This window comes from Saccharibacillus deserti (assembly GCF_013618475.1).
Taxonomy (GTDB): Bacteria; Bacillota; Bacilli; order Paenibacillales; family Paenibacillaceae; genus Saccharibacillus; species Saccharibacillus deserti.
Genome location: NZ_JABJVN010000003.1, coordinates 334633 through 358553, shown reverse-complemented (window position 1 = coordinate 358553; position 23921 = coordinate 334633). Strand labels below are relative to the sequence as shown.

The following is a 23921-nucleotide window of genomic DNA, read 5'->3' as shown; positions in this document are numbered from 1 at the left end:
CCGTTCGTTTTGGCTTCCTCTATATAGGTCCGTACCTACTTTTCGACATTTAGGGCGGCCGTATGTATAGGGCATGATATTATTTTTTGAAATTTAATGAAGAAGATATACCTAAATCGGGAGATTCATCGATCCACGCAAAAAAATCCGGCTCCCCCTGTCAGAAGGGAACCGGACTCCGGTATGACCGACGAATCGGCCTGCTTGACTCTTCCCGTGCTTATTGTTTCTTCAGCGACACGTTCAGCGTGTCTCCGGCTTGGCCTCCGAAGACCACCATGCCGCCTTCCGGCAGCACCGCCGTTTTGACGCCGCTTGCGATCGACAGGGCGACCGGCGTTCCCGCAGCATCGTAGACCGCAAAGCCCGCTCCCTGTGGAAGGGTCGGCATCAGCGTCCTGCCCGCCGCGCCGGCCGGAATCTTGAACCAGCGCACGCTTCCGGCAGCCGGAATCGTTACGACGGAGGACTCTCCTGCATAGATCGGAGTGATCGCGTCTTCGCTCACATAAGTCCGGCCGTCGGCTTTGAGGTACTCGGCGCCGCCTTCGCGGGAGAAGTCCAGATCGAAAGTATCGCGTCCGTTCATGACCGGGATTTCGACGGCGTTGACCGCATGGTCCGCATCGACGATCCGGGTTCCGTTGGCATAGCCGCTCTCCGCCTTCACCGCGATTTTCTTGGTTAGAATCGAAGGCGAGATGTAGAACAGGGAATTGATCTTCTCGTCCAGCGCATAATACGTTTTGCCCTGGCGTTTCGCCCAAGCTGCCGCTGCCGAAGCGTCTACCGGATTTTGATCCAGCTTCTGTGCTTCATAGAAGGCCATCCGCGAATTTCCGATGCCCGGAAGCGCGATATCGCTGCGAATGCGCATGTACGTATGTCCGTTGGTTTGTTCGTCGAAGCCCAGCACGGTGCGGCCGTCTTCGCTTGTGAATTCTCCTTTTCCGGTATAGACATAAGTCTGGGCCGGGATCATGTCGCTCATCAGCGCCGGCATTTGGATCTCGCTGTTTTGGATCTTAAGTTCGCGTGTCTCTCCCACCATTCCATACAGTCCGGCGTACTTGTCCATCTCTGCCGGCATCGTCTGCTTAACCGGCTTTGCGTGCGTTTTTTCCGGCAAAAGGTTCGTGATCTTCCCGGTCTGCTTCAAATATTCCAACAGAATATTCGTCGCTGCGGTCGTGTTGAACACGGACGAACCGCCGGAGGTCTGGAATGCGATCGAAATATCGTCGTCCGGCAGGCTGATCAGTGCGGAGTGGTACATGATCGTGTCTCCGCCTTTGGTCGCCGCGCGGATGTTGTAGTCGCCGAACGGTTCGAGATCGACCGAATCCCAGCCCAGGCCGTAGCCGAAGGCGTTTTTCGTATCCGGTACCCAGACGCCTTTGCGGTATTCCGGCTGCAGCATGGCTTCGACCGACGCTTCGGACAGCAGCTTCGGATGCTTGCCGCTCAGCACTTCCGAGAATAACGTCAGCTCTTCCGCTGTCGAATACACGCCGCCCGTACCGAGAATATTGGCATTTTCCGGCGGCAGGGCCTGCTTGATCCCCGGCAGGCGGATCGGCTCAAGCTGCTTGCGGTCGAACTCGTCCATCGGTGTCCGGGTCGAAGTCAGCGACAACGGTTCCGCAATCCGTTTACGCAGGAAATCGCTGTAGCTCATTCCGCTTACCCGTTCGACCAGCAGCTCCAGCAGTTGGAAGCCGTCGTTGGCATATACGGAATATTCGCCCGGGTCGGACTTCAGCCGCTGTACGCTCAGGTTCGAGAGCAGGGCCTTGTAATTCTCCGAATCGTTATCGCCGAGCAGCATGCTGTTCTTGTAATGCGAACCGTACAGGCCCGACGAGTGATTCATCAGCATGCGTACCGTGATCTGTTTGTAACGTTCGTCGGCCATCTTGAAATCGGGAATATAATCGGTCAGCGGACGGTCGATATCGATCTTCCCTTCGTCCGCCAGCATCATGGCCGACGCGGTCACGTACATTTTGCTGACGGAGCCTACGCCGAACATTCGGGTATTGGAAATGTCTTGTTTGGCACCCGCGTCATCAAGCGTCGTTCCGCCCGACAGCACCACTTTTCCTTTGTCCCGGATCGCATACTGTACGCCGGTCACGCCGTAATTTTCCATCAGCGCTTCGGTCATTTTCTTTGCTGCGGCCTGGGCGGCGCTGTGCGACAGCACGTTCGGAGCAGTCTGCCCGGATGAAGCCGGAGCGGTCTGTGCCCGTCCCTGCCCTTCGGCCAGCGGCAGTGCGAGCAGCATCGCCGCCATGGCAGCCGTCCCTGTCTTTTTCCATATCTTCGTACTCCTCTTGGTTCGTTTCATCGCTAACTCCTTCTTTCCGGTTGGATTCGTGATCTGCGCTTCGTGTACTCAGCATAGCCCCGGCAGCCGTCCGGTGCGCATAAAGATCCCGAAACGTCAAAAAAGACCCCCGAACGACATCGCCGCCGGAGATCTTTGTTCTTTTTTATCGGGAAAAAGGCAGCATGACCATATTGTCGAACGTCAGGTTTTCCGTCTCGATCGCCATATGGCCGCCGTATTTATCGCAGATTCGCTCGATATTGGTCAGCCCGAACCCATGATTGTCCGGATCGGCTTTGAGGCTGCGCAGATCGGTCACTTCCCGCTCGGTCCGATTGCGTACGCGGATGAACAGCGCCGCTTCGCTCGAACGGATATGGACGCGGATATGCCGATCTTCGGCGATCTTGATCTTCTTCGACGCCTCGACCGCATTGTCCAGCATATTGCCGAGCACGACGCACAGATCATAGCGTTCGATCGGCACCTCCGGCTCGCGTATGCCGAGTTCCGTATCGATGCGGATGCCGTTCGCCCGGCCCACGTTCAGCGCATTCGTGACCAGCGCATCAACTACCAGATTGCCGGTATTGACCCGCCGGTAAGCGCTGTCGATCTCGCTGAGCGTGGTCAGAATATGCTCGCGCGCTTCTTCGCCCCGGCCGCGCTCGATATATTCCGCCACGACCAGCAGCTGCTTGTTCGTATCGTGAATGATACGCTTGATCTCTTTGAAGCTGTGCACCGTCTTCTCGTAATTGGCATCCTGATAATCCATCTGGCTCTGCAGCCGTTCGTTCTGAAGCGTCAGTTGAAACCGGGCGATCACCGTATCCAGCATATAGACGACCAGGATATTAAGCACGATAAAACCAAACACCGTCACGAAATAATGGATGTTTTTGACGCTGTACAAGGTAATGGCGTTGACCTGATAGACGCTGATCAGCGGCACGCACAAGAACAGAAGCGAATAACGCGACTCCAGCGGAAAGCGGCGCCGTTTAACGACAAGCCGGATCGCCTGGATCACGGCAAACATGATTGTGCAGCCGATCAGCAGCACCGTCGCCAGTTGGATCCGCTCGAGGAGATCGTCGGGTCTGGCCGTTTCGATCTGCAGGGAAGGATGAAGCAGGTAGATCAGCAGAAAATTGATGAGCGTCAGCAGTACGGCGTACAAGATCGCGAACATGGCTCTGAGTTTCTGGGATACCTCGTACCCTTGAGCGAACAGGAACAAGATGCCGAGCGCAATCAGCGAAGACAGCAGATCCGGAAGATCGAAAGTCAGATAGAGAAACGTCAGCGGCAAAAAAGCGGCGATCCAGTATTTTTTGCCGGGCTTGCCTTTCTCTTTGCCGAAAACGGAATTGAAATAAAAGTGGGCCTGCACGGTCATGACAATCGCAATTCCGATATTCAGCAGGATCAGAAGTCCGGGACTGTTCATCCTTCCGCCCTCGTAACCATGAACCGGGTACAGGCGTCTTTGACCTCTTTGACTTTGGAACGTCCGATCGGCAGTTCCGCCGCGTTGGACATGACGACCCGGCTGCCGGCGAATTTATGCACATGGGACAGATTGATGAGGATCGAACGATGAATCTGCAGGAAACGTCCGTCTTTCAACGCTTCGGCATAGCTCGAGATCAAGCCCCGGCCGTCGTACACCCCGCGGGTCGTCGTGATTTTCAGCTTATTTTTGACGGTCAGGCCGTTGGCGGCTTCGATCGAAACAATCTCGTCGTGATGCAGCACCAGATCGCCTTCCGCCGACTTGACGATCAGAATTTCCCGTTCCTTTTCCTCGAAATAACGGCACAGCTTGAGCATTTTCTCTTCGAACACGGCCGGATCGACCGGCTTGAGCAGGTATTGGAACGTCATGACGTCGAAACTCTCCAGCATGTATTCGGCGTAACTCGTCAGGAAGATGATCTGTTCGCCCAGACGCCGCATGTCCCGCAGCTTCCGCGCCGTCTCGATCCCGCTCAGGCCGTTCATCTCGATATCCAGTACCAGAACATGAAAAGGCTCGCCGCCCTCCTCGTAATGGGCCAGCAGTTCTTCGCCCGATGCGAAGAGACCGGTCCCGAAGTCGATGCCCGACTTCACGGACAGATCGAGCAGCATCCGCCGGACGTCTTCTCTCCGCGGCTGCTCGTCGTCACAAATGGCGATCCGGTACATATCGTGAGCCTCCCGCACTTTTTCCTTCTATTATACGTTCCGCCGCTTCAAGGAGAAAGACCCGGCCCGGAGAGGGCTGCAGACACCTGGTCGGATTCCAATTCGAACCACCCCGGATAGGCTTCGCCGAGCTGCCGCTGGATCTCCCGGGCTTCGTCCGGATTGTCGGCCGCCCCGGTCATCCGCAGAGTTCCCGCCTCCTTGACCGGATCGTCCATCCAGCTAGCAGTCGAAGCCATGATATACACCTGTCCAAAATCGTCATCGAACCAGATCGTAGCCATCTTGATAAAATTAAACCCGTTTGAAGCGGCATATTTCGGGCTGTACGTATGCTGCAGGACCCCCATATTGATCCCCTTGTTGCGTTCAGTGCGCATGACTTCGCCGGAATGGCGGCCATCCGTCATCCAGTCGAATCCGTCGACCGTGACATTCACCTTGAATTCCGGGCGGCGAAAAAGCTTCCGTGACACTTCGCCTTGGACGCGGATCACGGTCCGCTTGTCCGAATTCGGTATATCGGCGGTCGACAGCACCGCCGGAATCGCTTTGTCGATCTGTCGGGTAAACGGATACTCCGCCAGCACAAAGGCCAGCACGAACAAAAGAATGAGTCCAAGTGCGTAATGTGTTTTCATGCGGCCTCCTTATTCGAGCTTCGTTGGATCTTATTACTGCCGCTTTATCCATTAAACGCTCCGAGGTCGCAATAAGTTGTTCCCTATCAAAAAGAACCCCGCTCGAAAGCGAGGTTCGCGGTGAATCCTCTCGGATCAATAGACTTTGGACGCACTGTATTTATCGGCCGACTTGGCAAAAGGAACCGCTTTGCCGGCCTGCTTGTAAGCGGCATCGATCGTCGCATCCACGATGACCCATCGGCCGTTCAGATAAATTTCGTTCCACGCATGATATTCTTTCACGTAAGTCGTGCTGCCCATGACCAGCTTAGTCGGAATTCCCGAGCTTCTCAACATGACCCCCATCAGGGACGCGTAATCGTAGCAGATGCCTTTTTGCGAACTCAGCGTCCGGTCGGCCGAAGGCAGATAGAGACTTCCAAGCGACTTGGCCTTTTTGAAATCGTATCCGATATGGGCTGTCACATATTCATAAATGGCTTTTGCTTTTGCCGTGTCGGTTTTTTTGCCGGCGGTAAGCTTCTTGGCCAGCGCCGCTGCCGTTTTGGAATCTTTCCAATTCACATTTTGCACCGAGCCTAGGAATACCGCATTGTCGCTGGCTGCCTGAAGGTTGACGGAGGTGCTGCCGATTTTTTGATACTGGGTTCCGGAGGTTTGTTCCAGCATGGTCACTTCGTATGCGCCGTTGCCGGACTGCAGGGGAAACGTTTGCGATTGTCCGGCCACCTGAAGGTCGTACGTATAGACCTTATCCGCTTTGACAATCATCACTTTATGGCGTTTGGTCGGACTGCCGCTGCAGCGAATCCCGATCGTTCCCTGCTTGAGAGAGGATGTGTCGATCCAGGATACTTCAGTCTCCGCGGCCGCGGCCGGACGGGAAGAGAAGCAGCAGATCGGAGCGGCCGTCAGGATCAAGGCAAGGACTGTTTTTCCTATCCATTTGTACATCTTCAAGACTCCTTTCGATAACTGGCTGCCAACCCCTGCGGGGTAAGGCCCTTTAGCTTTGCGTCCCTGTCTTTCAAAGCAGGTTTGCCTTTATCGCGCGGGGATCGTATTCGGATGGAGTACGTGTCCCTACTGTTTGTAACGGACAAATCCCTCCTTCCCGAATGAGAAACGGCTCCTATTTCCTCCAAAAATTTGAACGCAAAAAAGCCCCATCTCCTGGATGGGGCTTCGAAAGCGGGACCGGAAGGTCCTATAGGAAGGAACTCCGCAATCGCTTAGTATACTTTTTGCACGCTGTATTTATTGGCTTCTTTGGCGAATGGAATCGCTTTGCCGGCCTGCTTGTAGGCGGAATCGACGGTTGCATCCACGATAACCCATTTGCCGTCGAGGTAGATTTCGTTCCAGGCGTGATATTCCTTGACGTACGAAGTGCTGCCCATGACCAGCTTGGTCGGAACTCCCGAGCTTCTCAGCATGACGGCCATCAGGGAAGCATAGTCGTAACAGATTCCTTTTTTGGAAACGAGCGTTGCGTCTGCGGAAGGAATGTAGACCGTGCCCACCTTCTTCGCCAGCTCTTTATCGTATTTGATGGCGGAAGCTACATAATTATAGATCGCCTGCGCTTTTTCTTTGTCGTTCTTCTTGCCGGCCGTCAGTTTGGCAGCCAAAGCCGTCGCATTGCGGGCTTCTTTCCAGTTGACGTTCTGTACGGAGCCGAGGAAGACATTGGTCTGATCTTCGGCGCTCAATTCGACGGAAGTCGAGCCGATCTTCTTGTAGCTGTTGCCTGCGGTATTCTCGAGCAGGGTCACTTCGTACGAACCCGCACCCGACTGAAGAGGGAAGTTCTCGGAAGGTTTCGATGTGTTCAGGTCATACGTGTACACCGTGCTTGCCTTGGCGATCATGACTTTGACTCTCTTGGAAGCGGCGGAATTGTAGCTGACCCCGATCGTTCCCTGACCCAGGGAAGAGGTGTCGAGCCAGGTTGCGGCTGCGGAAGCGGCCGAAGCCGGTGCGGCGGCTTCGGGCAGTAAGCCGGCAGTCAAGCTCAGAGCGAGAACAATCTTGGACATCCATTTGCGCATGGATAAAACTCCTTTCGGCGGCTGGCTGCCAACCCTTGCGGGTAAGGCCCTTTAGCTTTGCGTCCCTGTCTTTCGAGTCAGGTTTGCCATTATCGTTGTTGTCTTATCTTGGCCGTGCGGCAGAACGAATACGGAAAAGCGGATACGACAAAAAAGCTCTGTCTTTCGGCGGCTGGCTGCCAACCCCTGCGGGTAAGGCCCTTTAGCTTTGCGTCCCTGTCTTTCGAGTCAGGTTTGCCATTTATCGGGATAAAGCTTCTATTAGTCTCATCGTACCATGAAAAAAAGAATTAGCAAGCAATTTTTTGCCCTTTCCTACCAAATCCCTGTTCAAGTTCATAAAGCCGTACCTAAAGCCGAGTTGCTTTTTATTTACTATTAAAAGTATAGATCTATACATCTTCTTTTATAGTCGATTTTATTGGATATAAAGAACCGTTCGGCGCGCAAAAATCCGCTCTCCGGAAATCGGGAGCGGATGGCGGGATGGGATATTCAATTTGCGGCCGAAGAAGGGCTGTCGCTCAATACCGCATGCACAATGAGACGGTGCGTGGGATTGACCAGCGGATCGCATGTAATCAGCGTAAGCCCCTTCTCGCCTTGAACCGGGTCCAGTACCCAGACGTCCGTCGGTTCAACGATATGAATCTTGTCCACTTCATACCGGTAGGTCTGTCCGCCCTGATCGATTTCGATCACGTCGCCGACTTTGGCTTCGTTCAGCCGGTTGAACAGTCTGCCCGTTTTGTGCGCACGATGGGCGGCAAGGGCCATATTGCCTTCGGCGCCCGCCAAGCCGGTTCCGGTCACGTGCACGGCCGCGCTTCGCATATTTTCCTTCGTTGCCCCTTCGACGACCGGCAGCTTGATCTTGAGCTTATCGTAACGGATCACGCCCAGTATCTCGCCTTCCTGCGGATCTTTCGCGTCGGCTTCCGCCGGCTCCGCTCCTGCCCCGTCGCCTTCGTCCAGCAGATCCGAGATCTTCTCGTAGTCCGGTACCGCCGCTTCGCCGGAAACCTTGGACAGATCCAACGGCTGGCGGCTCGCCGCCTCCGCTTTCTGCAGCAGCTGATCCTGCGTCCGGTCTTCCAGCCAGCCATTTACGGACGGGTAGAGGACGACGCAAAGCCCCAGCAGCATAATGACATAAGGCCACCCCTTCTTCAATATGCCCACTCCTTTCTTCAAAAAGCCGGACCCTTTTGCAGCCCCGTACTTTCCGCAATCCTTCTAACCTAAAAGTATGACACAAAACGAAAGCCGCATTCAAGGTTTATATTGAATACGGCTGTCCGCTTTTTCGTTCAGTATCCTTTTCCGAATCTCAGCGGCTGAAGAGCCGGGATCATCTTGGCCTGCCGCATCGCTTCCGCCGCCCGCATGACTTTCGCCATCCGTGCCGCTTTGGCCGCCTGCGCCGCCTGTGCCATTTCGATCGCTTCCGCTGTTTCCATTCTGTCTGCCATCTGCATCATTTGATCTCCTTTTTTCGTTGAAAGGGGCTGTCCCGCGGGGATATGTACAAGAAAAGGCACAAAAAAACCGCCACAATAAATTGTGGCGGTCGGACGATCTTGACGAGTGGGGGCTCGCCTTAGATTCCTGACTTTGCGTCCCAGCCTTTCGGCTGGTTTGCTTTTCTCGGGGGAGAACGGAACTGCGGGGGAGGTACTGCGGCAGAACCGGACCACCGGGACTCCAGAATCCGAAAAAATCAAAAGACCGCCACAATAAATTGTGGCGGTCGGACGATCATAGCGGAAGGCCCCGCTGTAGATTCCAGACTTTGCGTCCCGGTCTTTCGATCCGGTTTGCTTTTCTCTTTCAAACGGTTATTTAGCTATCCCAATTATAAAAGAAAACTACATTTGCTGTCAATCCCTTTTTGCCGATTCGGAACAGCCGGGAATCGATCCAGGCCCGCCCTTTTCCCGAGCCTTCAATCCTGCTTCTGAACAGCAACACGCCCGAATGCTTCATCCGCCGTCATCGCTTCTTTGCCTTCGAAAGCGCGCGCCTTGAACTCGACCCGTCCTTCGGCCGCTTCCCGCCCAACCACGATCCGGTACGGAAGGCCGATCAAATCGGCATCTTTGAATTTGACGCCGGCCCGCTCGTCGCGGTCGTCCAGCAGCGCTTCGATGCCGGCTTCGGTAAAGCGCCGATAGAGCGCCAGCGCAAGCTGCATCTGCCCTTTGTCCTTGGCCGAAGCCGGAATGATATGCACCGCCGCAGGTGCGATTTCCGGCGGCCACAGAATGCCGTTCTCGTCGTAATGCTGTTCGACGACGGCGGACAGAATCCGCGAGATGCCGATCCCGTAACAGCCCATAACGGCGGTCTGGCGGCGGCCTCCTTCATCCAGATAGTTCGCGCCAAGCTTCTCGCTGTATTTGGTGCCGAGCTTGAATACATGGCCGACTTCGATTCCCCGGTAGAACTGCAGCATCCCGCTTCCGTCCGGACTCCGGTCTCCTTCGGCCGCGTTGCGGAAATCTCCGACTCTCTCGCTGTTGAAATCCCTGCCCGGCTTGACGTTTTCCATATGATAGTCCGTTTCGTTGGCACCGGCGATTCCCGCAGGCATAACCTGCACTTCGCGGTCGACGAGCAGCGTAACGCCCGCAAGCCCGGCCGGACCGGCGAAGCCGACAGCCGCTCCGGTGAGACGTTCCACGGCAGCCGCATCCGCCAGCTCGATCCGCTCTCCTCCCAGCGCGTTGAGGACTTTGGTCTCGTTCACTTCGCGGTCTCCGCGAACGGCCACCGCGACCGGCTGGTCGTCGACGAGATACAGCAGCGTCTTGATCAGCGCCGAAGCTTCGATCGAGAAATGGACGCACAGCTGATCGATCGTATGCACGCCCGGCGTATGCACGCGGTTCATAGCCGGAATATCCGAATCGGCGGCCGCCGGTTCTTCCCAGAACATCTCCGCCTTCTCGAGATTGGCCGCATAGGTCCCGTTCTCGCTGACGACGATGGTATCTTCGCCGATCTCCGCCAAAGCCATGAATTCATGCGTCTCCCCTTCGCCGCCGATCGCTCCCGCATCTGCCTGAACGGCACGGAAGTTCAGACCGACCCGCGTGAAAATCCGCGTATAGGCGTCGTACATCGCCCGGTATGTCTCGTCCAGCTCTTCCCAGCTTCGCCCGAACGAATAAGCGTCCTTCATCAGAAATTCGCGGCCGCGCAGCAGACCGAAGCGCGGACGGCGTTCGTCGCGATACTTGGTCTGGATCTGGTACAGGGTCATCGGCAGCTGGCGGTACGAGCTGACTTCGCCTGCGACCAGCGAGGTGATGACTTCCTCATGCGTGGGTCCGAGCGCAAATTCGCGGTCGTGACGGTCTTTGAGCCGGATCAGCTCCGGACCGTACACCTCATAGCGTCCCGATTCGCGCCACAGTTCGGCCGGCTGCATCGCCGGCATGAGCAGTTCCTGCGCACCCGCTCGGTCCATTTCCTCGCGGACGATCTCCTGGACTTTTCTCAGCACCCGGAAGCCGAGCGGCAGATAGGTATACACGCCGGAGGCGAGCTGGCGGATCAATCCGGCGCGCAGCATAAGCTTGTGGCTGGCCGCCTCGGCGTCCGCAGGCGCTTCGCGCAGGGTAGGGATCAACAGTTGACTTTGTTTCATAACAAATCTCTCCTTCGAAAAAATGGGTGGGCCAAACGGATGAAGCACGGGCGGAGAACACAAAAAAGACGCATTCGTTAGGGACGAATGCGTCTTCGCGGTACCACCCTGGTTCCCTTCCTGCGCAGGCGAACCGCAGCGGATCCCCTCGAGAGACGGATATCCGGTCGGCAGCCGCAGCGGCGCAAAAAGGCTCGATGTCCGGTAACGGGGACGGCCGGCGGCGATTGAAGCGCCGCAGCTCGCGGAATAGGACCGCCGCGGGCCTGCCGGAAATCCTCGCAGCTCAAGGGATTCTTCTCTGTCGGCAGACGGATGCGCCGCAGCATACGGCGGCGTTCGCGGGTTAGGGTTCCGGTCATGGCTGTTGATCGAAGTTAGGATCGGCTGGCCGAGTCTTGCCTGCCGGCCAATGGACTAGTTGTACCACCGCGCACCCCGTGCCGTCAACCCTCCCGGCCTGTCGCTGCCTTACGGCGTTCCCGCCGCATTCGGCAGAACCGTGCCTTCGTTGACGGGAACCCCGGACGGAACGGTCGCTGCCGGAGCCTCCGGTGCGACTGCCGGCACAGGCGCCGCCGGTTGTTCCGCAGCGGCCGGTGTATCCGGCACCGCAGGTGCCACCCGGACGGCGGGACTCTTGAGCGATACCGCTCCGGTGCCGCTCTGAACGGTCAGTACCGCGCCGGAAGCCTGGCTCACCAGCCGTACCGGCACGTAGACGCTGCCTTCGTACAGCCGCGGAGCTGCCGGCAGCTTCACCGGCTGTCCGTCAATCTCGGCCTGCGCTTGTCCGAGCGCGAAGCGGAAAGTGCCGGAAGGACCGTTCCCCGTCACCGACTTGGCCGCGCCGTCCCAGGTCAAGCGATAGCCCAGGGCAGTCAGCAGCGGCTTGTACGAGACGTACGTCGCGCCGTCTTCGCTGAACGCCGCCGGATCGCCTTCCACCCGCTTGCCGTCGAGGAACAGCGAGACCGGTTTGACCGCCGCCCGGTTCTTGGCCGCCCACAGGGAGTAGCCTTCCTGGGCGATCCACAGACCGATTTTCTTGTTGCGGCGCCATTCTTCCCCGAACGCCGACAGCGGGAGATGGGTCTCTCCGTTCTTGATCCCGATCTCGGGCGTAAAAGCGGGACGGCCAAGCTTCTGGATAAACCAGTCCGTGTAGCCGCCTCCGCCGTTCGAATTATAGCTTGGACTGACTTGGCTGTACCCGGTAAATGCCGTAAATATATTCGCCAGACGCTTGTCGCGTGCCACGTTGGCGGCCGGCGTACGGAAGTTCCAATACAGAATCCGCCCGGCCGAATGATACGAGACCGCGATTTCCGGATCGATTTCGTACGTGAACGCGATCATCGCTTTATTTTCGCGGGCGGTCATCGGAGCCGTTCCTTTGTGCCCCATCCAGTGCGGATAATGATAGTTGTTGACCAGCTCCCGCCAATTTGCGTCATACTGCCGGTTCGGGTCCACGCCCTGCGCGTTCGCTTTCCAGCGCTTGAAGCTGCGGCTGCCGTCGTTCATGGCGATCAGCGCTTTGTGGACACTGGCGGGAAAAGACTGCAGGCCCGTCTGCTGAAGCGTCACCCCGTCCGGATTGACCATCGGGACGAACCAGATCTTCGTTTTGCCCAGAATATCGCGGACATCGTAGCCTTCAAACCTGCGGTTCGCCGTATAAGCCGCCGCATACTGTTCGATCATCGTCATGTTGAGCGTCGTCGTCAGCCATTCCCGGGCATGGTGCGATCCGTTAAAAAAGACCGTCGCGCTGCCGCTGCCCAATCCGACAGCCCAGATCTCCCGTCCGTACAGCGTTTTGCCGATCGATTTGTATTCGATCAGATCCGGATATTTGGCGGCCAGCTCGCGAATATCGCGGGTAAGCACTCCATAGGTATAGGTAACGGACGGATCGACGGTATTCGCTCCCGCGGCCTGCGACCGTCCCGCCGGTGCCAATGTCAGGACGAGCAGCATCAGCGTCAGCAGCGTGATTCCAAGCTTTTTCATGACAACCCCCTGTACATGTATGATCGTCTTATCTCTGCCCCGCTTAGCATTCGCGCCGCACGGTGCGGATTCCTGCCGATTCCTTTTTTTTCCTTCGAAAGGTTAACAATACACAGGCCTAGATTTACGATACATAGTAATTCTATGTATAATCCCAAAGGAGAATCGGCGCGATGAAAGTAAGCAAAGAACTGCTCAAAGGCTCGATTCGCTGGCTGCCGGCTTGTCGATTCTGCTGGCTGGGCAGTGGGTGTACGGCATCGGCGCTTCGCTCAGCCTGCTGCCTTTTACGAGCCTGCTGCTGCCGTTTATCGGTTACGGCGGAAGTTCGACGATCGTGCACTGCGCGATCATCGGCCTGATCCTCGGCATCTATCGGCGCAAAGACATGCTGCCCGCAAAGCGGCACATCCGCGGCCCGGAGATCGACTCATCCGCCGCGCCGCATCATGGATAACGCGGCACATCCGAGAAGAAAGCACGGATCCGTATCCGGCTTGCAAGCCGCTGCTCGCCGAACGGCCGGATATCAGACGCAGCCGACTTCGGACGAAGCAAACCGAACAGACGAAGGCGGGTAAAGCGTTTTTTTCGAAATCCACAAAAAGCGGACGAAACGGTCTCAATGATCGTTTCGTCCGCTTTTTCCGCCGCGTTCCCTATTACGGGCTGCCTGCCGGGCTAAGGACTGAGCCGTTTACGATTTGTCCGATCCGACGAGTTCCGGCTTCCGGGAATTCTCCCCGTTCAGTTTGTCGTAGGCCTCCATGCTGATTGCCAGGCTGAACTGATGCAATTCCGATTTCCATTCCAGCTTCAGCGATGAGCCTTCCCGGCTCATCAACTGTTCGATCGAACGTTCGGCCATCGATTTCATTGAATCTTTGAACTTCTCGGGCGACAGTTCGATACGCAGCTTCTCGCTGTAGAACGTTTGGAGCAGACGCTGCTGCGCCAGATGTTCTTCTTCCAACTTCCGGGCCATCAGATCATCATGCTTTTTGCGTTCCGTCTGGCTGGCCGGATTTTTTTCTCCATTAGATTCGTCCACCGACCCGGCCGCGTCTTTTTGCAAGATCGACTTCGATCCGATTCCTTCGCTTTTTGGACTTTTATCCAGCAGATCCGGGTTCACGATATTCGAAGTCCGGTAATTCATCCCCCAATCCCCCGAATCTCCTTTACCGAAAGAGATCTTTTCCATTTCAACACCTCCTATCCCGAAAATCCGTAATGCTACCCAATCCTACTATGCAATTAGACCTAAATATATAAGTCTTAATTCCTGTTTAAGCAGCTTTTTGCTCGGAATTTTCTTTTATTTCGGTTTTTTCAACGGAAAACGGGCTTTTTTCCGAACTTTTTATAGAAAAATCCGGGCTTTTTACGGAAAAACCCTCTCTTCGAAATGAATGATCAAACCTTGTCCGGCTGGAAAAAAACCGATATAGTCAAACCATGCGTGCGGAAAAAACCCTGCGCAAATGCGGCTGTACCGCCGAATCGAAGAAAGGAATTGCACATTCAAATGCGTTTGAGAAACCGGAAAAAAGTCGTCGCCCTCTCCGTTGCCGCCATTCTGGTCCTGGGCCTCGCGGGATTCCTGACGCTCCGCTACCTGGAGCATGCCAGACTCGTCAATCACGGCAAACCGGAAGCTCCGCTGCCTGTTGTCTCCGTTACCGAAATTGCGGACCGCTACGATGTGATCGTGGCCGGAACAGATCCCGAAGGCGTCACAGCCGCGGTATCCGCCGCCCGAAACGGCTTGAAGGTCCTGCTTGTCGACGGACACGACCGATCCGTGCTGGGCGGGCTCATGACGGTCGGCTGGCTCAATATGATCGACCCCAGCTATTCTCCCAAGCAGCCGTTATTTCTGCCGCAGCTGCGTGAGAAAAAACAATTGAATAAAGGCCTATTCTATGAATGGTACGATCATTTCGGCGAGTCCGCGTTTGATGTGAACACGGCCGCCAATTTGTTCTACGGCATGGTCAAAGCCGAATCCAATATCGATCTGCTGATGAAAACGCAGGCCATGGTTCCGCTGACGGAAACGCGGGGCGACCGCATCGCCGTGACCGGCATGAATCTGACTCTCCAAGACGGGAGCCGCAAAAAGGTGCTCGCTTCCGCCGTGATCGACGCGACGCAAAACGCCGACGTTGCGGCCGACGCCGGCGCCGAGTTTACGGTTGGACGGGAAGACATCGGAGATACGAACAGCCGCATGGCGTCCACCCTCGTCTTCCGCATGAGCGGCATGACGCAGGAAATTTGGGAAAAGCTCGGCAAACGCGAAGATGCGGGAATCGACCGGATGAGTTCCTGGGGCTACAAGGAAGCCCAGGAGTATGTCTCGAGCGACCCGGCCAAAGTGAAAATGCGGGGCCTGAATATCGGGCGTCAGAACGACGGCACGATTCTGATCAATGCCCTGCTGCTGTTCGGCGTCGATCCGCTCGATCCCGAGTCGGTGCGGCAGGGAATCGCGGTCGGAACGCAGGAGGCGCCCAAGATCGTCGAATTCCTCAAACAGCGTTTCCCCGAGATGGCTTCGCTGGAGTATGACGGCGTCGCAAGCGAACTGTATGTGCGGGAATCGCGCCATCTCCAAGCCGAATACCGGCTGAAGCTGGCCGACGTGATGGAGAACCGCACGCATTGGGACGATATCGCTTACGGCTCCTATGCGGTCGATATCCAGAGCACAAGCGACGGACGGATCGGTACCGTGCTGATGCAGCCGAGCCAATACGGCGTGCCGCTGCGGACGCTTGTCCCCCGCGGCGTGGACGGTCTGCTCGTCGTGGGCCGTTCGGCCGGGTTCGACACCGTGCCGCACGGCAGCGCGCGGACCATCCCCGTCGGCATGGCGACAGGCCAAGCCGCAGGCGCCGCGGTCAAGCTTGCCCTTGAAGGAAATATGAGCCTGCGCGAATTGTCCGGCTCGAAGGAGCAGGTCGAAGCGCTGCAGCAGCGGCTGCGCAAACAGGGGATGGATCTGTCCATGCCGGATCTGCCGCAGCCGGCGTTCATGCAGCACAAAGATTATCCGGGGATGCTGATCGCGGCCAATATGTATCTGACATCCGGAGGCTACAACAACGACGGATGGGGGATGGACAACGAAGCCAATGTCCGGCGTTTCTTCAATGCGGTACGCGTCATGCGTTCGCTGCATCCGGACTTTTTCCCGGGAGACATGCAGTCGGCGCTGGCCGGCACGGACGGAACGTCGACCGATCCGCTGTCCCTGGAGACGGCGGCCAAGCTGATCGCAAGCGCGATGGATCTGTCCCCACCGGAAGGCGGAGCCCTGGAAATCCTAGTCGCGGACGGCTGGCTCCGACAGGAGACTCTGGATCGGATCGCCGACAAGGAGAAGCTTACGAACGGCGACTATTATTCGCTGATCGGCGATTTGGCCCCGCATTTTCTGCCGGAAGACGAATCGGAAACTCCCTTGAAATAGCGGGGCTGCTCCGGGACTTTGCGGACGCCTGCAGGCTTTCGAGAAATCGCCGCTCGAAGCCGGGAGAGCCTTCCGATAGAACCCGCAGCCTATACGGTTACCTCAAAAAAGCTTGGTCAAGCCCGCTTACGGACCCGACCAAGCTTTTTGCCTTTTTTATCGTGCCTCTCGTACCCGCCGCTACTTCCCTCTTTTGCCCAGCGCCGCTTCCAGATCCTTCAGCAGCCTATCCGCTTCCACGATCGCCGAATCGCTGTTGTTGTAGAAGATAGCCGTGCGGACGCCGTCCTGCTCCAGCCGGGGCAGGATCTTCTCCATAAAGGCGCGGAGATCCAGCGGACGGCTGGAATATCCCGCCCATTCGTCGATCGCGCAGTGAAGCGCAAATTCGCTCTTGGGCCAAAGGGGCAGCAGAGCCGCGCCGGACAGATCGTTCGTCATGGCCCAACCCTCTTCGTACAATCCCCAGAGCATCTCGGAATCCGCCGTTTTTTCCACGAAATATTCGTAGCGCAGATCGGCCGGACGGCTGACGGTCGCATTGAATTCTTTTAGGTTCATAAGTCCTCCCGTATGGCCAAATCGTCGAAAAAGCTTCTTCCGCGCTTCGCTTGTGCCTTTGTCGGAAAGCCGCGCTCACGCGAGATCGAAGCCCCGGACTTGTCTCGTTATTCTTATCATTTAACCATAAGCGGCAGGAAGATGACAGTATCGGCGATCCGGCTTCGCTTGTTCGGGCCTCTTTTGCAAAAAAATACGCTGAACCGGCCTATTCTTTCTATCAAAAGGACCGATCCGGGTTAAAGATTAGCGTTTCGATCTTTTGTCACCCACTCGAACGACAGCCAAGGAGGCGTAAACCAATAATGGACATGAACTACAGAACGCTGGGCAAAACGGGACTTCAGGTATCGGAGATCGGGTACGGCGCATGGGGCATCGGCAATTCGGGATGGCTCGGGGCGCAGGACGACGAGTCCGTGAAGGCGCTGCACCGCGCGATCGATCTGGGTCTGAATTTTATCGACACGGCACTCGGATACGGTGACGGACACAGTGAGAAGCTGGTCGGACAGGTGATGCGCGAGCGGTCCGAGACCGTCTACGTCGCTTCCAAGATCCCTCCCGCCAACGGACAGTGGCCGGCACGGGCGGGCGTTCCGTCCAGCGAGACGTTTACCGCCGAACACGTTATCTCCTCTACGGAGACCAGCCTGCGCAATCTGGGACTCGATACGATCGATGTGCAGCAGTTCCATGTCTGGTCCGATGAATGGACCTCGCAGGGCGATTGGCTGGAAGGCGTGCAAAAGCTCAAAGAGCAGGGCAAAATCCGCTACTTCGGCGTGTCGATCAACGATTACGAACCGGATAATGCCCTTAAACTGATCGAGAGCGGTCTAGTGGATACGGTACAGGTGATCTACAACATTTTCGAGCAAACGCCGGAAGACAACCTGCTGCCGGCCTGCATCGAGCATAATGTGGGCGTGATCGTGCGTGTGGCGCTTGACGAAGGCGGGCTGACCGGCAGCATTACGCCGGAGTCGGAGTTCGAGGAAGGCGATTTCCGCGGCCGCTATTTCCGCGGAGACCGCAAGCGCGAAGTGTACGAACGCGTACGGAAGATTACGCAGGAACTCGGCATCGAACAGGACGCAATCGCCGAGACCGCGCTGCGTTATGTGCTGAGCCATCCGGCTGTCTCGACTGTCATTCCCGGTATGCGAAGCGTTCGCAATGTCGAGCGCAACATGCCGATCGGCGACGGACGGGGACTGCCGCAGGAACGGCTCGAGAAGTTGAAGGCGCACCGTTGGGCACGGAATTTCTACGCCTGACCCTTGGCTATGACGCAAAGTCCGCCGCTGGGAACCGTAAACCGGCTCCTGCCAGCGGACTTTTTTTGTAGAATTTTTGCCGAATGCCGCCTAGGCCGCCACAGAGATAGGCGGCAGGGAAGAACGCACCGGACCGGTTTTTCCGATTGCTTACTTGAATAGTCGTTTTTTTGGCAATCCTGTTTATAATAGACTATAGAACCAGAGCTTTAGCATCATACCGAACTAGACAGGAGAGCTCGAAGACCATGACGGATCGTAACAAACACATCGCTCTTGGCATGTTTATCATAATATTTACTCTCGGTTATTACGCCTGGATCGGCCTCTGGAAAAACAGTCCGGACCTCTCCGCCATGGGGGGAAGCTTCTTCTCGGGCGCCGGCAATCTGATCGCGGTCATATGGCTGACGGGTGCGGCGAGAAAAAGCAGCCGCGAGAGGAAATCTTTTTGGATCTTTCTTTCGCTGGGCACTTTCAGCTATCTGGCTGCGGAGACGCTTTGGCTGTACGACGAAGCCGTACTGGGGATTTCTCCGCCTTCTCCGGGTTGGACGGACGTCTTCTTCATTCTTCAAATCGTCTTCTATCTGGCCGCTTTCATCTATCCGTTCACCCGGCTTGAGCGGAATTACCGCGCTCTTCGCCTTCTGTTCGACGTCCTGATCGTCATGACGGTCGCCACCACTTTCAGCTGGCATTTCCTGATCGATCCGCTGCTGAGTACCGGGGACGCCGACATGCTTCATCTGGCCGTCTCGTTGGTGTATCCGGTCGGCGACCTTGCCCTGCTGCTCGGCGCAGTCAGCCTGTATTGGGGCGCCCGGCAGATCTTCGCGGACAAGCTTGTGCTGCTGGTCGTCGGAGGCCTGGTCGTTCATGCGGCGGCCAATTCGGTCTATCTCTATCTGGTCTCGCATGACGCTTATACGATGGGCAATCTGGTCGATCCCTTGTTTACGCTCAGTCTGCTGCTGATCGGCGGTGCCGGCGCGCTCGAACAGCGGCGGCTGACTGCGGAAGCTGCACCGCGGGTGCCGGAGAACCTTATCAAGCGGAACCGGAAAACGGAGCTTGTCCGCGTCGCGTTTCCTTATATGAACGTCATTATCCTGTTCCTCTTTATGGTCGCGGATTCCGGCCGGATCGATCCCCTCATGATCGGATGCGGAATCTCGATCCTGCTCGTCATCGCCCGCCAAGTATTCATTCTGCTGGAGAACCGGCGTCTGCTGCAGAATCTGTACGAAAAGACGCAGGAGCTCGAGATCAGCGAACAGCGCTACCGCTCCCTGTTCGATTATCATCCCGACGCGGTCTATTCGCTCGATCTGGACGGAAATTTCGACAGTGCAAACGGAGCCTGCGCGGAGATCCTCGGCTATACCGGCGAGGAACTGAGAGGCATGTCCTACACGGACTTTATTGACGATCCTTCTTCGGCCGGAATATGGGGAGAAGCCAAGCAGCGTCGGGAAGGACAGTCGAGGCGGCATGAAGTTACGATCCGGGATCGGGCGGGGCAGCTGTACGAAGTAAGCATCACCAGCATTCCGATCTGGGTAGGCAGCCGGGTAGTGGGATTGTTCGGCATCGGCAGAGACATTACGGAAAACAAACGCAACGAAGCCAAGATCAGCCGCCTGGCCTACCACGATCCGCTGACGGATCTCGCCAACCGGACTTCTTTTGACGAGGCGCTCAAACAGGCCCTGACCGAAGCGGATTCCGAACACAAGGAACTGGCCGTCGTCTTTATCGATCTGGACCGCTTCAAGAGCGTTAATGATACGCTGGGTCACGATGTCGGCGACAAACTGCTCGTCTCGGTCGCGGATCGCCTTCGCTCCTGCATGCGCAAAGGCGATAGGATCGCCCGTCAGGGCGGGGACGAATTTACGCTGCTTTTTCAGGACATCTTGGGCATTGACGATGTCAAGAATCGGGCGCGGCGCATTCTGGATGAACTGAGCCTCCCGCACGATATCGACGGGCGCAAGGTGCCGGGAACGCCGAGCATGGGTATCGCCCGTTACCCGGCCGACGATACGACGGCGGTCGGCCTGATGAAGAAAGCCGATATCGCCCTCTATCAGGTCAAAGACGGCGGCAAAGGGCACTACCGGCTGTTCGGCGATTCGGCTTCGTGGGTCTTCGACAAACTGGTCCTGGAACAGGATCTCGCCGAAGCGCTCTCAAACGACGCCTTGTCTCTCCATTACGAACCCCAGTTCAATCCCGATACCCAGGTTCTGACCGGCGTCGAAGCCCGGATTCGTTGGAACCGGCCGGGATACGGGCTGCTGGAACCGGATCGCTTCATGTCGGCCGCGGCGGAAATCGGACTGATGCCGGCGATCGGCGAGTGGATGCTGCATGAAGCCTGCCGGCAGTCCAGGAGCTGGCAGGACCAAGGCACACCGGTTAAAACCACGCTTAATCTGTCTTCCCCGCAGCTTGAACAGGACAATCTGCCCGAACTTCTCAAACACTGCCTGGACGAGAGCGGCGCAGACCCCGAGCTGCTGGAGCTGGAACTGCCGGAAGCTTCGTTTCTACGCAATCCCCAGCATCTTCTTCCCCGCCTGCATGCACTCAAGCGGCTTGGCATATCGTTATCGGTCGACGGCTGCGGGGCGCCTTATGCCATGATCTCCGGCTTGCAGGATCTGCCGGTCGATACCCTCAAGGTAGATCCCGATCTGATCCGCCATATCGGCAGCAGCCGGGTTGCACAGGCGATTGTCGCCTCGGTCGCCGACATTGGCAGGGCACTCCAGATCCGGGTGGCGGCCGAAGGCGTGGAGAACGAAGATCAGGTTTCGATCCTGCGCGGGTTCGCCCGGTTCGGGATGCAGGGGCCTTTGTTCGGCCGGGCCGTTCCGCCCGACGAACCCGGAAGTCTGCCGCAGCCGGTTCCCGGTTTGTAAGAAAAAGCCTGAACGCGGGCCGCATGCAACCGGTCATTGTTCAGGCTTTTTGGCGTATGCCGGCGCGGCTCCTCTTTCCTCTTACCCGTTCAGAATCGGAATTTCCGCCAGCATGCTTTTCAGATGGATCGCGTTCCATGGCATATGTTCGGCGAAGCCCAGACCGACTACATCCGTGTCCGCCGACAGTTCGCGCAGCAGCTCGGCCAGGCGGGCAGCGGCGAATACGTATACGGCTCGTGCCGGATCGAGCACGTCGAGATCCACATGGTTGTTCCCGCCCCGCAAGAAAGCGGAGCAGCTGATGCCGCTGATGGAAGGGCTGTGCGATTGGGGCCTGGAGCATCGGCCGAAGGAGGACTGATCTTTCATGTACATCGATATTCGGCGGATTTACGGGAAGTACCTGACTTTGAATATCCCGAATACGTTTAGCGACGAACAGATTCATAAGCGGTTGACCGAGGTTTATTATGCGGAAAAAGTGGACCTGGAGCGCTTCGCGGATCTACGGAAAGATGCCCATGCGAATTTCGAACATGCAGCAGGAGCTTACGTCTTCGAAGACCCGCGCGGCACAGCCAAGCTGGCGCGGCTAAATGCGGAAGAAGAACCGGAAGATTCGTCTTATGCCTGGGTCATGAACTCGACGCAAATAGGCATGTCCGACATGCTGACGCTCGAAATCACGATCTTCCACGGCATTGCAGAGGAAGAAATACGTCTCGGCAACCTTCGCTTCGAGGAATATTTGGTCATGCTGTATTTGACGGGACATATCGAGTTGGAAAACGACGAGCAGGTCGAACAGGCTCGCGACCTGTACAAAAACGGCCACTATCTCCGTTACTTCGGCGCGCAGAACGGCAGCGGGGTTTACTTGTACCGGCCGGAACTCTGATGAATGCCAGAAAACAGACTTAAAAAAGGGTAGGCTTCTTTCTTACAAGAAGCCTACCCTTTTTAGGATTATGCTTGCCATAAAATCAGCGCGCTTAGCAAGCCCCTACCTGATTTACAAATATCAACATCCAGTTCGATATTCCCGAGGCTCTTTGCACGGTCTAGAATAATCTCCTCCAGTCTTGAACGGTGAAGCGGGTCATCGTCGCAGATGCAAATTCGGATCATTTTTCAACCGCCTTTACCTTTATGCAATTACAAATACATCCTATTTATCGGTTGAATCCCGTGATAAATGTCTATACAAAAAGCCGAACGTTCTACTCCGCTCGATCATCGAGAGGGCGAACTTCCGGCTCTATTTGACTTTAATCGATATTACTGCGACGATCCCAACTGAATCCAAGCCTGCTGAATCTCCTCGATCGCCTGTTCTTTCGTTTTGTTTTTGCCGATATACGCCTGCATGATCTCGCCGAATTTCTGGTGGAAGGTGTCGAGCGAATAGTTGACGGCCAAGTCGCCGGATTTGCCGCTCTTCAGAATCTCATCCATTTCTTTGGGCATCTGCAGATCAGGCAGCGGCGCGTCCCGGATCGGCGGAATGACTTTGGCGACCTGGGAGAACCAATTCTTGCCGTATTCCGACGTGTACAGCCAGTTGAAGAATTCGATCGTCTGCGGGGCCGCGGCCGAATCTTTGTTGATGCGCAGCGCCTGGTCGGCACCGGTGATGATCCGGGACTGCCCGGCTTTGTCGCTGACCGGGTAACCCATGATGCCGATCTTGAAGTCCGGGCTGATCTTCATGATCGCTTCTTCGTCCCAGGCGCCTTTGCCGGTCATCATGGCCGCTTTGCCGGATGCAAAATCGCTGACTTCGGCGTTGCTGTCGCGCTCAAGCGGTTTGTCCGTGCCGTGCGCGACGGTCGTATCGATAAAAGCAAAGAAATTGTCCGTCAGCAGCGGGTATTCGCTGAACGCGGTCTCGCCCTTGATGAACTTGTTCACCAGCTCCTGCGCGGTGATGCCGGCATCCTCCGCGGCAGCGTCCACATAGTGCTGGAAGACATGCTTCCAGACCCACCATTCCTTGTACGCGTTCGCAAAAGGCGTGATTCCTTTGGCTTCAAGTTTGGCGATCGCATCGTCCATCTCGGCAATCGTCTTCGGCGGTTCGGTGATGCCGGCCTGCTCGAACAGGTCTTTGTTGTAGATCATCGCGAACAGATTGCCTTTGACCGGAAGACCCAGCACCTTGCCGTCCAGCGAGCTCATATTGGCGCGCACGGCGTCGGTCATCGCGGCCGCGAGCGGTTCGTCCGTCAGATCGGCGCTGTAGTCGGCGTACGTATCGATATCCCCGCCCGCCGTCGTCTGGAACACGTCCGGCGTGCTGCCTGCGGCAATCCGCGATTTGAGGACGGTGTTGTAATCGGCCTGCATGATTTCGAGGTTGATCGTTACGTTGGGCTTGACCTTCTTGTACTCTTCGATATAGGCATTGAAAGCATCCGTATACTCCGGCGAAGCTGTGAACATGTTGATCGTCACCGGTTGGTCGGCGGCGGCTTCTCCCGTCGATCCCGTGCTTCCCGTATCGGCCGCCGGGCTGCTTCCGCAGCCGGCCAGCAGCGACGTGCCGAGCAGCAGTACCGCCGGCAGGGCAAACATTTTCTTGAACATTTTCGTACCCCCTGTATTCGAAAAGTGAAGCGGATCGGCATTTCCGAAAGAAAGCTCGGCCCGCGCCCGTTACCGCTATTTTAGGGCAGGACGAGGCCCGGGCAGAATGTACATAAGCGGCCTGTTAGGGGTAAAAAAGTAGCCGCAGCCTGCTGAAACTATTCCGCGGCCCCTACCGACTATACAGATAGAATC

Annotated in this window: 18 protein-coding genes, 1 pseudogene and 5 riboswitches; of the genes and pseudogenes, 5 read left to right on the top strand and 14 right to left on the bottom strand. The window is 56.6% G+C overall.

Features of this window, described 5'->3' with window-relative positions; genetic code table 11:
• Positions 1-220: 220 nt before the first annotated feature.
• The 10 genes from HOP44_RS11770 to HOP44_RS11725 all read right to left on the bottom strand — a co-directional run bounded on the left by HOP44_RS11770 (position 221) and on the right by HOP44_RS11725 (position 12888).
• Positions 221-2350 carry a serine hydrolase domain-containing protein gene (locus tag HOP44_RS11770; protein WP_172253480.1) on the bottom strand — a complete coding sequence of 710 codons (2130 nt, stop codon included), beginning with the start codon at positions 2348-2350 and terminating at the stop codon, positions 221-223.
• A gap of 145 nt (positions 2351-2495) precedes the next feature.
• A complete protein-coding gene (locus HOP44_RS11765) occupies positions 2496-3785 on the bottom strand; it encodes a sensor histidine kinase (RefSeq protein ID WP_172253478.1) in 1290 nt (429 codons plus the stop codon).
• The gene (locus tag HOP44_RS11760) at positions 3782-4525 is read right to left on the bottom strand and encodes a LytR/AlgR family response regulator transcription factor (RefSeq protein ID WP_172253476.1); all 744 of its coding nucleotides are present in this window, start codon (positions 4523-4525) and stop codon (positions 3782-3784) included. Before HOP44_RS11760 ends, HOP44_RS11765 begins: the two co-directional genes overlap by 4 nt.
• A 47-nt stretch (positions 4526-4572) precedes the next feature.
• On the bottom strand, positions 4573-5166 hold the full coding sequence (locus HOP44_RS11755) for a hypothetical protein (RefSeq protein WP_172253474.1): 594 nt from the start codon (positions 5164-5166) through the stop codon (positions 4573-4575).
• 135 nt (positions 5167-5301) lie between these two features.
• Positions 5302-6123 carry a transglutaminase-like domain-containing protein gene (locus HOP44_RS11750; protein WP_172253472.1) on the bottom strand — a complete coding sequence of 274 codons (822 nt, stop codon included), beginning with the start codon at positions 6121-6123 and terminating at the stop codon, positions 5302-5304.
• Between the two features lie 13 nt (positions 6124-6136).
• Positions 6137-6222: riboswitch (cyclic di-GMP riboswitch) on the bottom strand.
• Between the two features lie 179 nt (positions 6223-6401).
• Positions 6402-7220 carry a transglutaminase family protein gene (locus HOP44_RS11745; RefSeq protein ID WP_172253470.1) on the bottom strand — a complete coding sequence of 273 codons (819 nt, stop codon included), beginning with the start codon at positions 7218-7220 and terminating at the stop codon, positions 6402-6404.
• A 13-nt stretch (positions 7221-7233) separates the two neighbouring features.
• A riboswitch (cyclic di-GMP riboswitch) is annotated at positions 7234-7318 on the bottom strand.
• Positions 7319-7384: 66 nt separating this feature from the next.
• A riboswitch (cyclic di-GMP riboswitch) is annotated at positions 7385-7469 on the bottom strand.
• 246 nt (positions 7470-7715) lie between these two features.
• The gene (locus tag HOP44_RS11740) at positions 7716-8393 is read right to left on the bottom strand and encodes a class D sortase (protein ID WP_246369749.1); all 678 of its coding nucleotides are present in this window, start codon (positions 8391-8393) and stop codon (positions 7716-7718) included.
• Positions 8394-8530: 137 nt separating this feature from the next.
• On the bottom strand, positions 8531-8692 hold the full coding sequence (locus tag HOP44_RS11735; RefSeq protein WP_172253468.1) for a hypothetical protein: 162 nt from the start codon (positions 8690-8692) through the stop codon (positions 8531-8533).
• Positions 8693-8782: 90 nt separating this feature from the next.
• Positions 8783-8873, bottom strand: a riboswitch (cyclic di-GMP riboswitch).
• An 89-nt stretch (positions 8874-8962) separates the two neighbouring features.
• Positions 8963-9052, bottom strand: a riboswitch (cyclic di-GMP riboswitch).
• A 113-nt stretch (positions 9053-9165) separates the two neighbouring features.
• Positions 9166-10872, bottom strand: coding sequence for a proline--tRNA ligase (locus HOP44_RS11730; RefSeq protein WP_172253466.1), 1707 nt, complete (start codon positions 10870-10872; stop codon positions 9166-9168).
• A 471-nt stretch (positions 10873-11343) separates the two neighbouring features.
• Positions 11344-12888, bottom strand: a complete 1545-nt coding sequence (locus tag HOP44_RS11725) for a M14 family zinc carboxypeptidase (protein WP_172253464.1) — start codon at positions 12886-12888, stop codon at positions 11344-11346.
• Positions 12889-13021: 133 nt separating this feature from the next.
• On the opposite strand from HOP44_RS11725, the gene HOP44_RS11720 reads away from it, so the two are divergent.
• Entirely contained in the window at positions 13022-13345 is a 324-nt protein-coding gene (locus HOP44_RS11720) for an FtsW/RodA/SpoVE family cell cycle protein (RefSeq protein WP_343059862.1), read from the top strand.
• A 240-nt stretch (positions 13346-13585) separates the two neighbouring features.
• On the opposite strand, the gene HOP44_RS11715 is transcribed toward HOP44_RS11720, so the two are convergent.
• The gene (locus HOP44_RS11715; RefSeq protein ID WP_172253460.1) at positions 13586-14092 is read right to left on the bottom strand and encodes a hypothetical protein; all 507 of its coding nucleotides are present in this window, start codon (positions 14090-14092) and stop codon (positions 13586-13588) included.
• 324 nt (positions 14093-14416) lie between these two features.
• On the opposite strand from HOP44_RS11715, the gene HOP44_RS11710 reads away from it, so the two are divergent.
• Positions 14417-16366, top strand: coding sequence for an FAD-dependent oxidoreductase (locus tag HOP44_RS11710; protein ID WP_172253458.1), 1950 nt, complete (start codon positions 14417-14419; stop codon positions 16364-16366).
• A gap of 180 nt (positions 16367-16546) precedes the next feature.
• Here the strand turns inward: HOP44_RS11710 and HOP44_RS11705 are convergent, their stop codons facing one another.
• Positions 16547-16927 carry a DUF2750 domain-containing protein gene (locus tag HOP44_RS11705; protein WP_172253456.1) on the bottom strand — a complete coding sequence of 127 codons (381 nt, stop codon included), beginning with the start codon at positions 16925-16927 and terminating at the stop codon, positions 16547-16549.
• A gap of 305 nt (positions 16928-17232) precedes the next feature.
• On the opposite strand from HOP44_RS11705, the gene HOP44_RS11700 reads away from it, so the two are divergent.
• Both HOP44_RS11700 and HOP44_RS11695 read left to right on the top strand, forming a co-directional pair.
• The gene (locus HOP44_RS11700; RefSeq protein ID WP_216667556.1) at positions 17233-18207 is read left to right on the top strand and encodes an aldo/keto reductase; all 975 of its coding nucleotides are present in this window, start codon (positions 17233-17235) and stop codon (positions 18205-18207) included.
• Positions 18208-18455: 248 nt separating this feature from the next.
• Positions 18456-21137 (top strand): putative bifunctional diguanylate cyclase/phosphodiesterase, encoded by a 2682-nt coding sequence (locus HOP44_RS11695; RefSeq protein WP_246369748.1) that lies wholly within the window; start codon positions 18456-18458, stop codon positions 21135-21137.
• 81 nt (positions 21138-21218) lie between these two features.
• Here the strand turns inward: HOP44_RS11695 and HOP44_RS11690 are convergent.
• Positions 21219-21347: pseudogene (locus HOP44_RS11690) on the bottom strand (arginase family protein); the annotation flags it as partial.
• A 160-nt stretch (positions 21348-21507) separates the two neighbouring features.
• On the opposite strand from HOP44_RS11690, the gene HOP44_RS11685 reads away from it, so the two are divergent.
• Positions 21508-22038, top strand: coding sequence for a pyruvate kinase (locus HOP44_RS11685; protein WP_172253454.1), 531 nt, complete (start codon positions 21508-21510; stop codon positions 22036-22038).
• A 380-nt stretch (positions 22039-22418) separates the two neighbouring features.
• On the opposite strand, the gene HOP44_RS11680 is transcribed toward HOP44_RS11685, so the two are convergent.
• Entirely contained in the window at positions 22419-23726 is a 1308-nt protein-coding gene (locus HOP44_RS11680) for an ABC transporter substrate-binding protein (RefSeq protein ID WP_172253452.1), read from the bottom strand.
• Between the last annotated feature and the right edge of the window lie 195 nt (positions 23727-23921).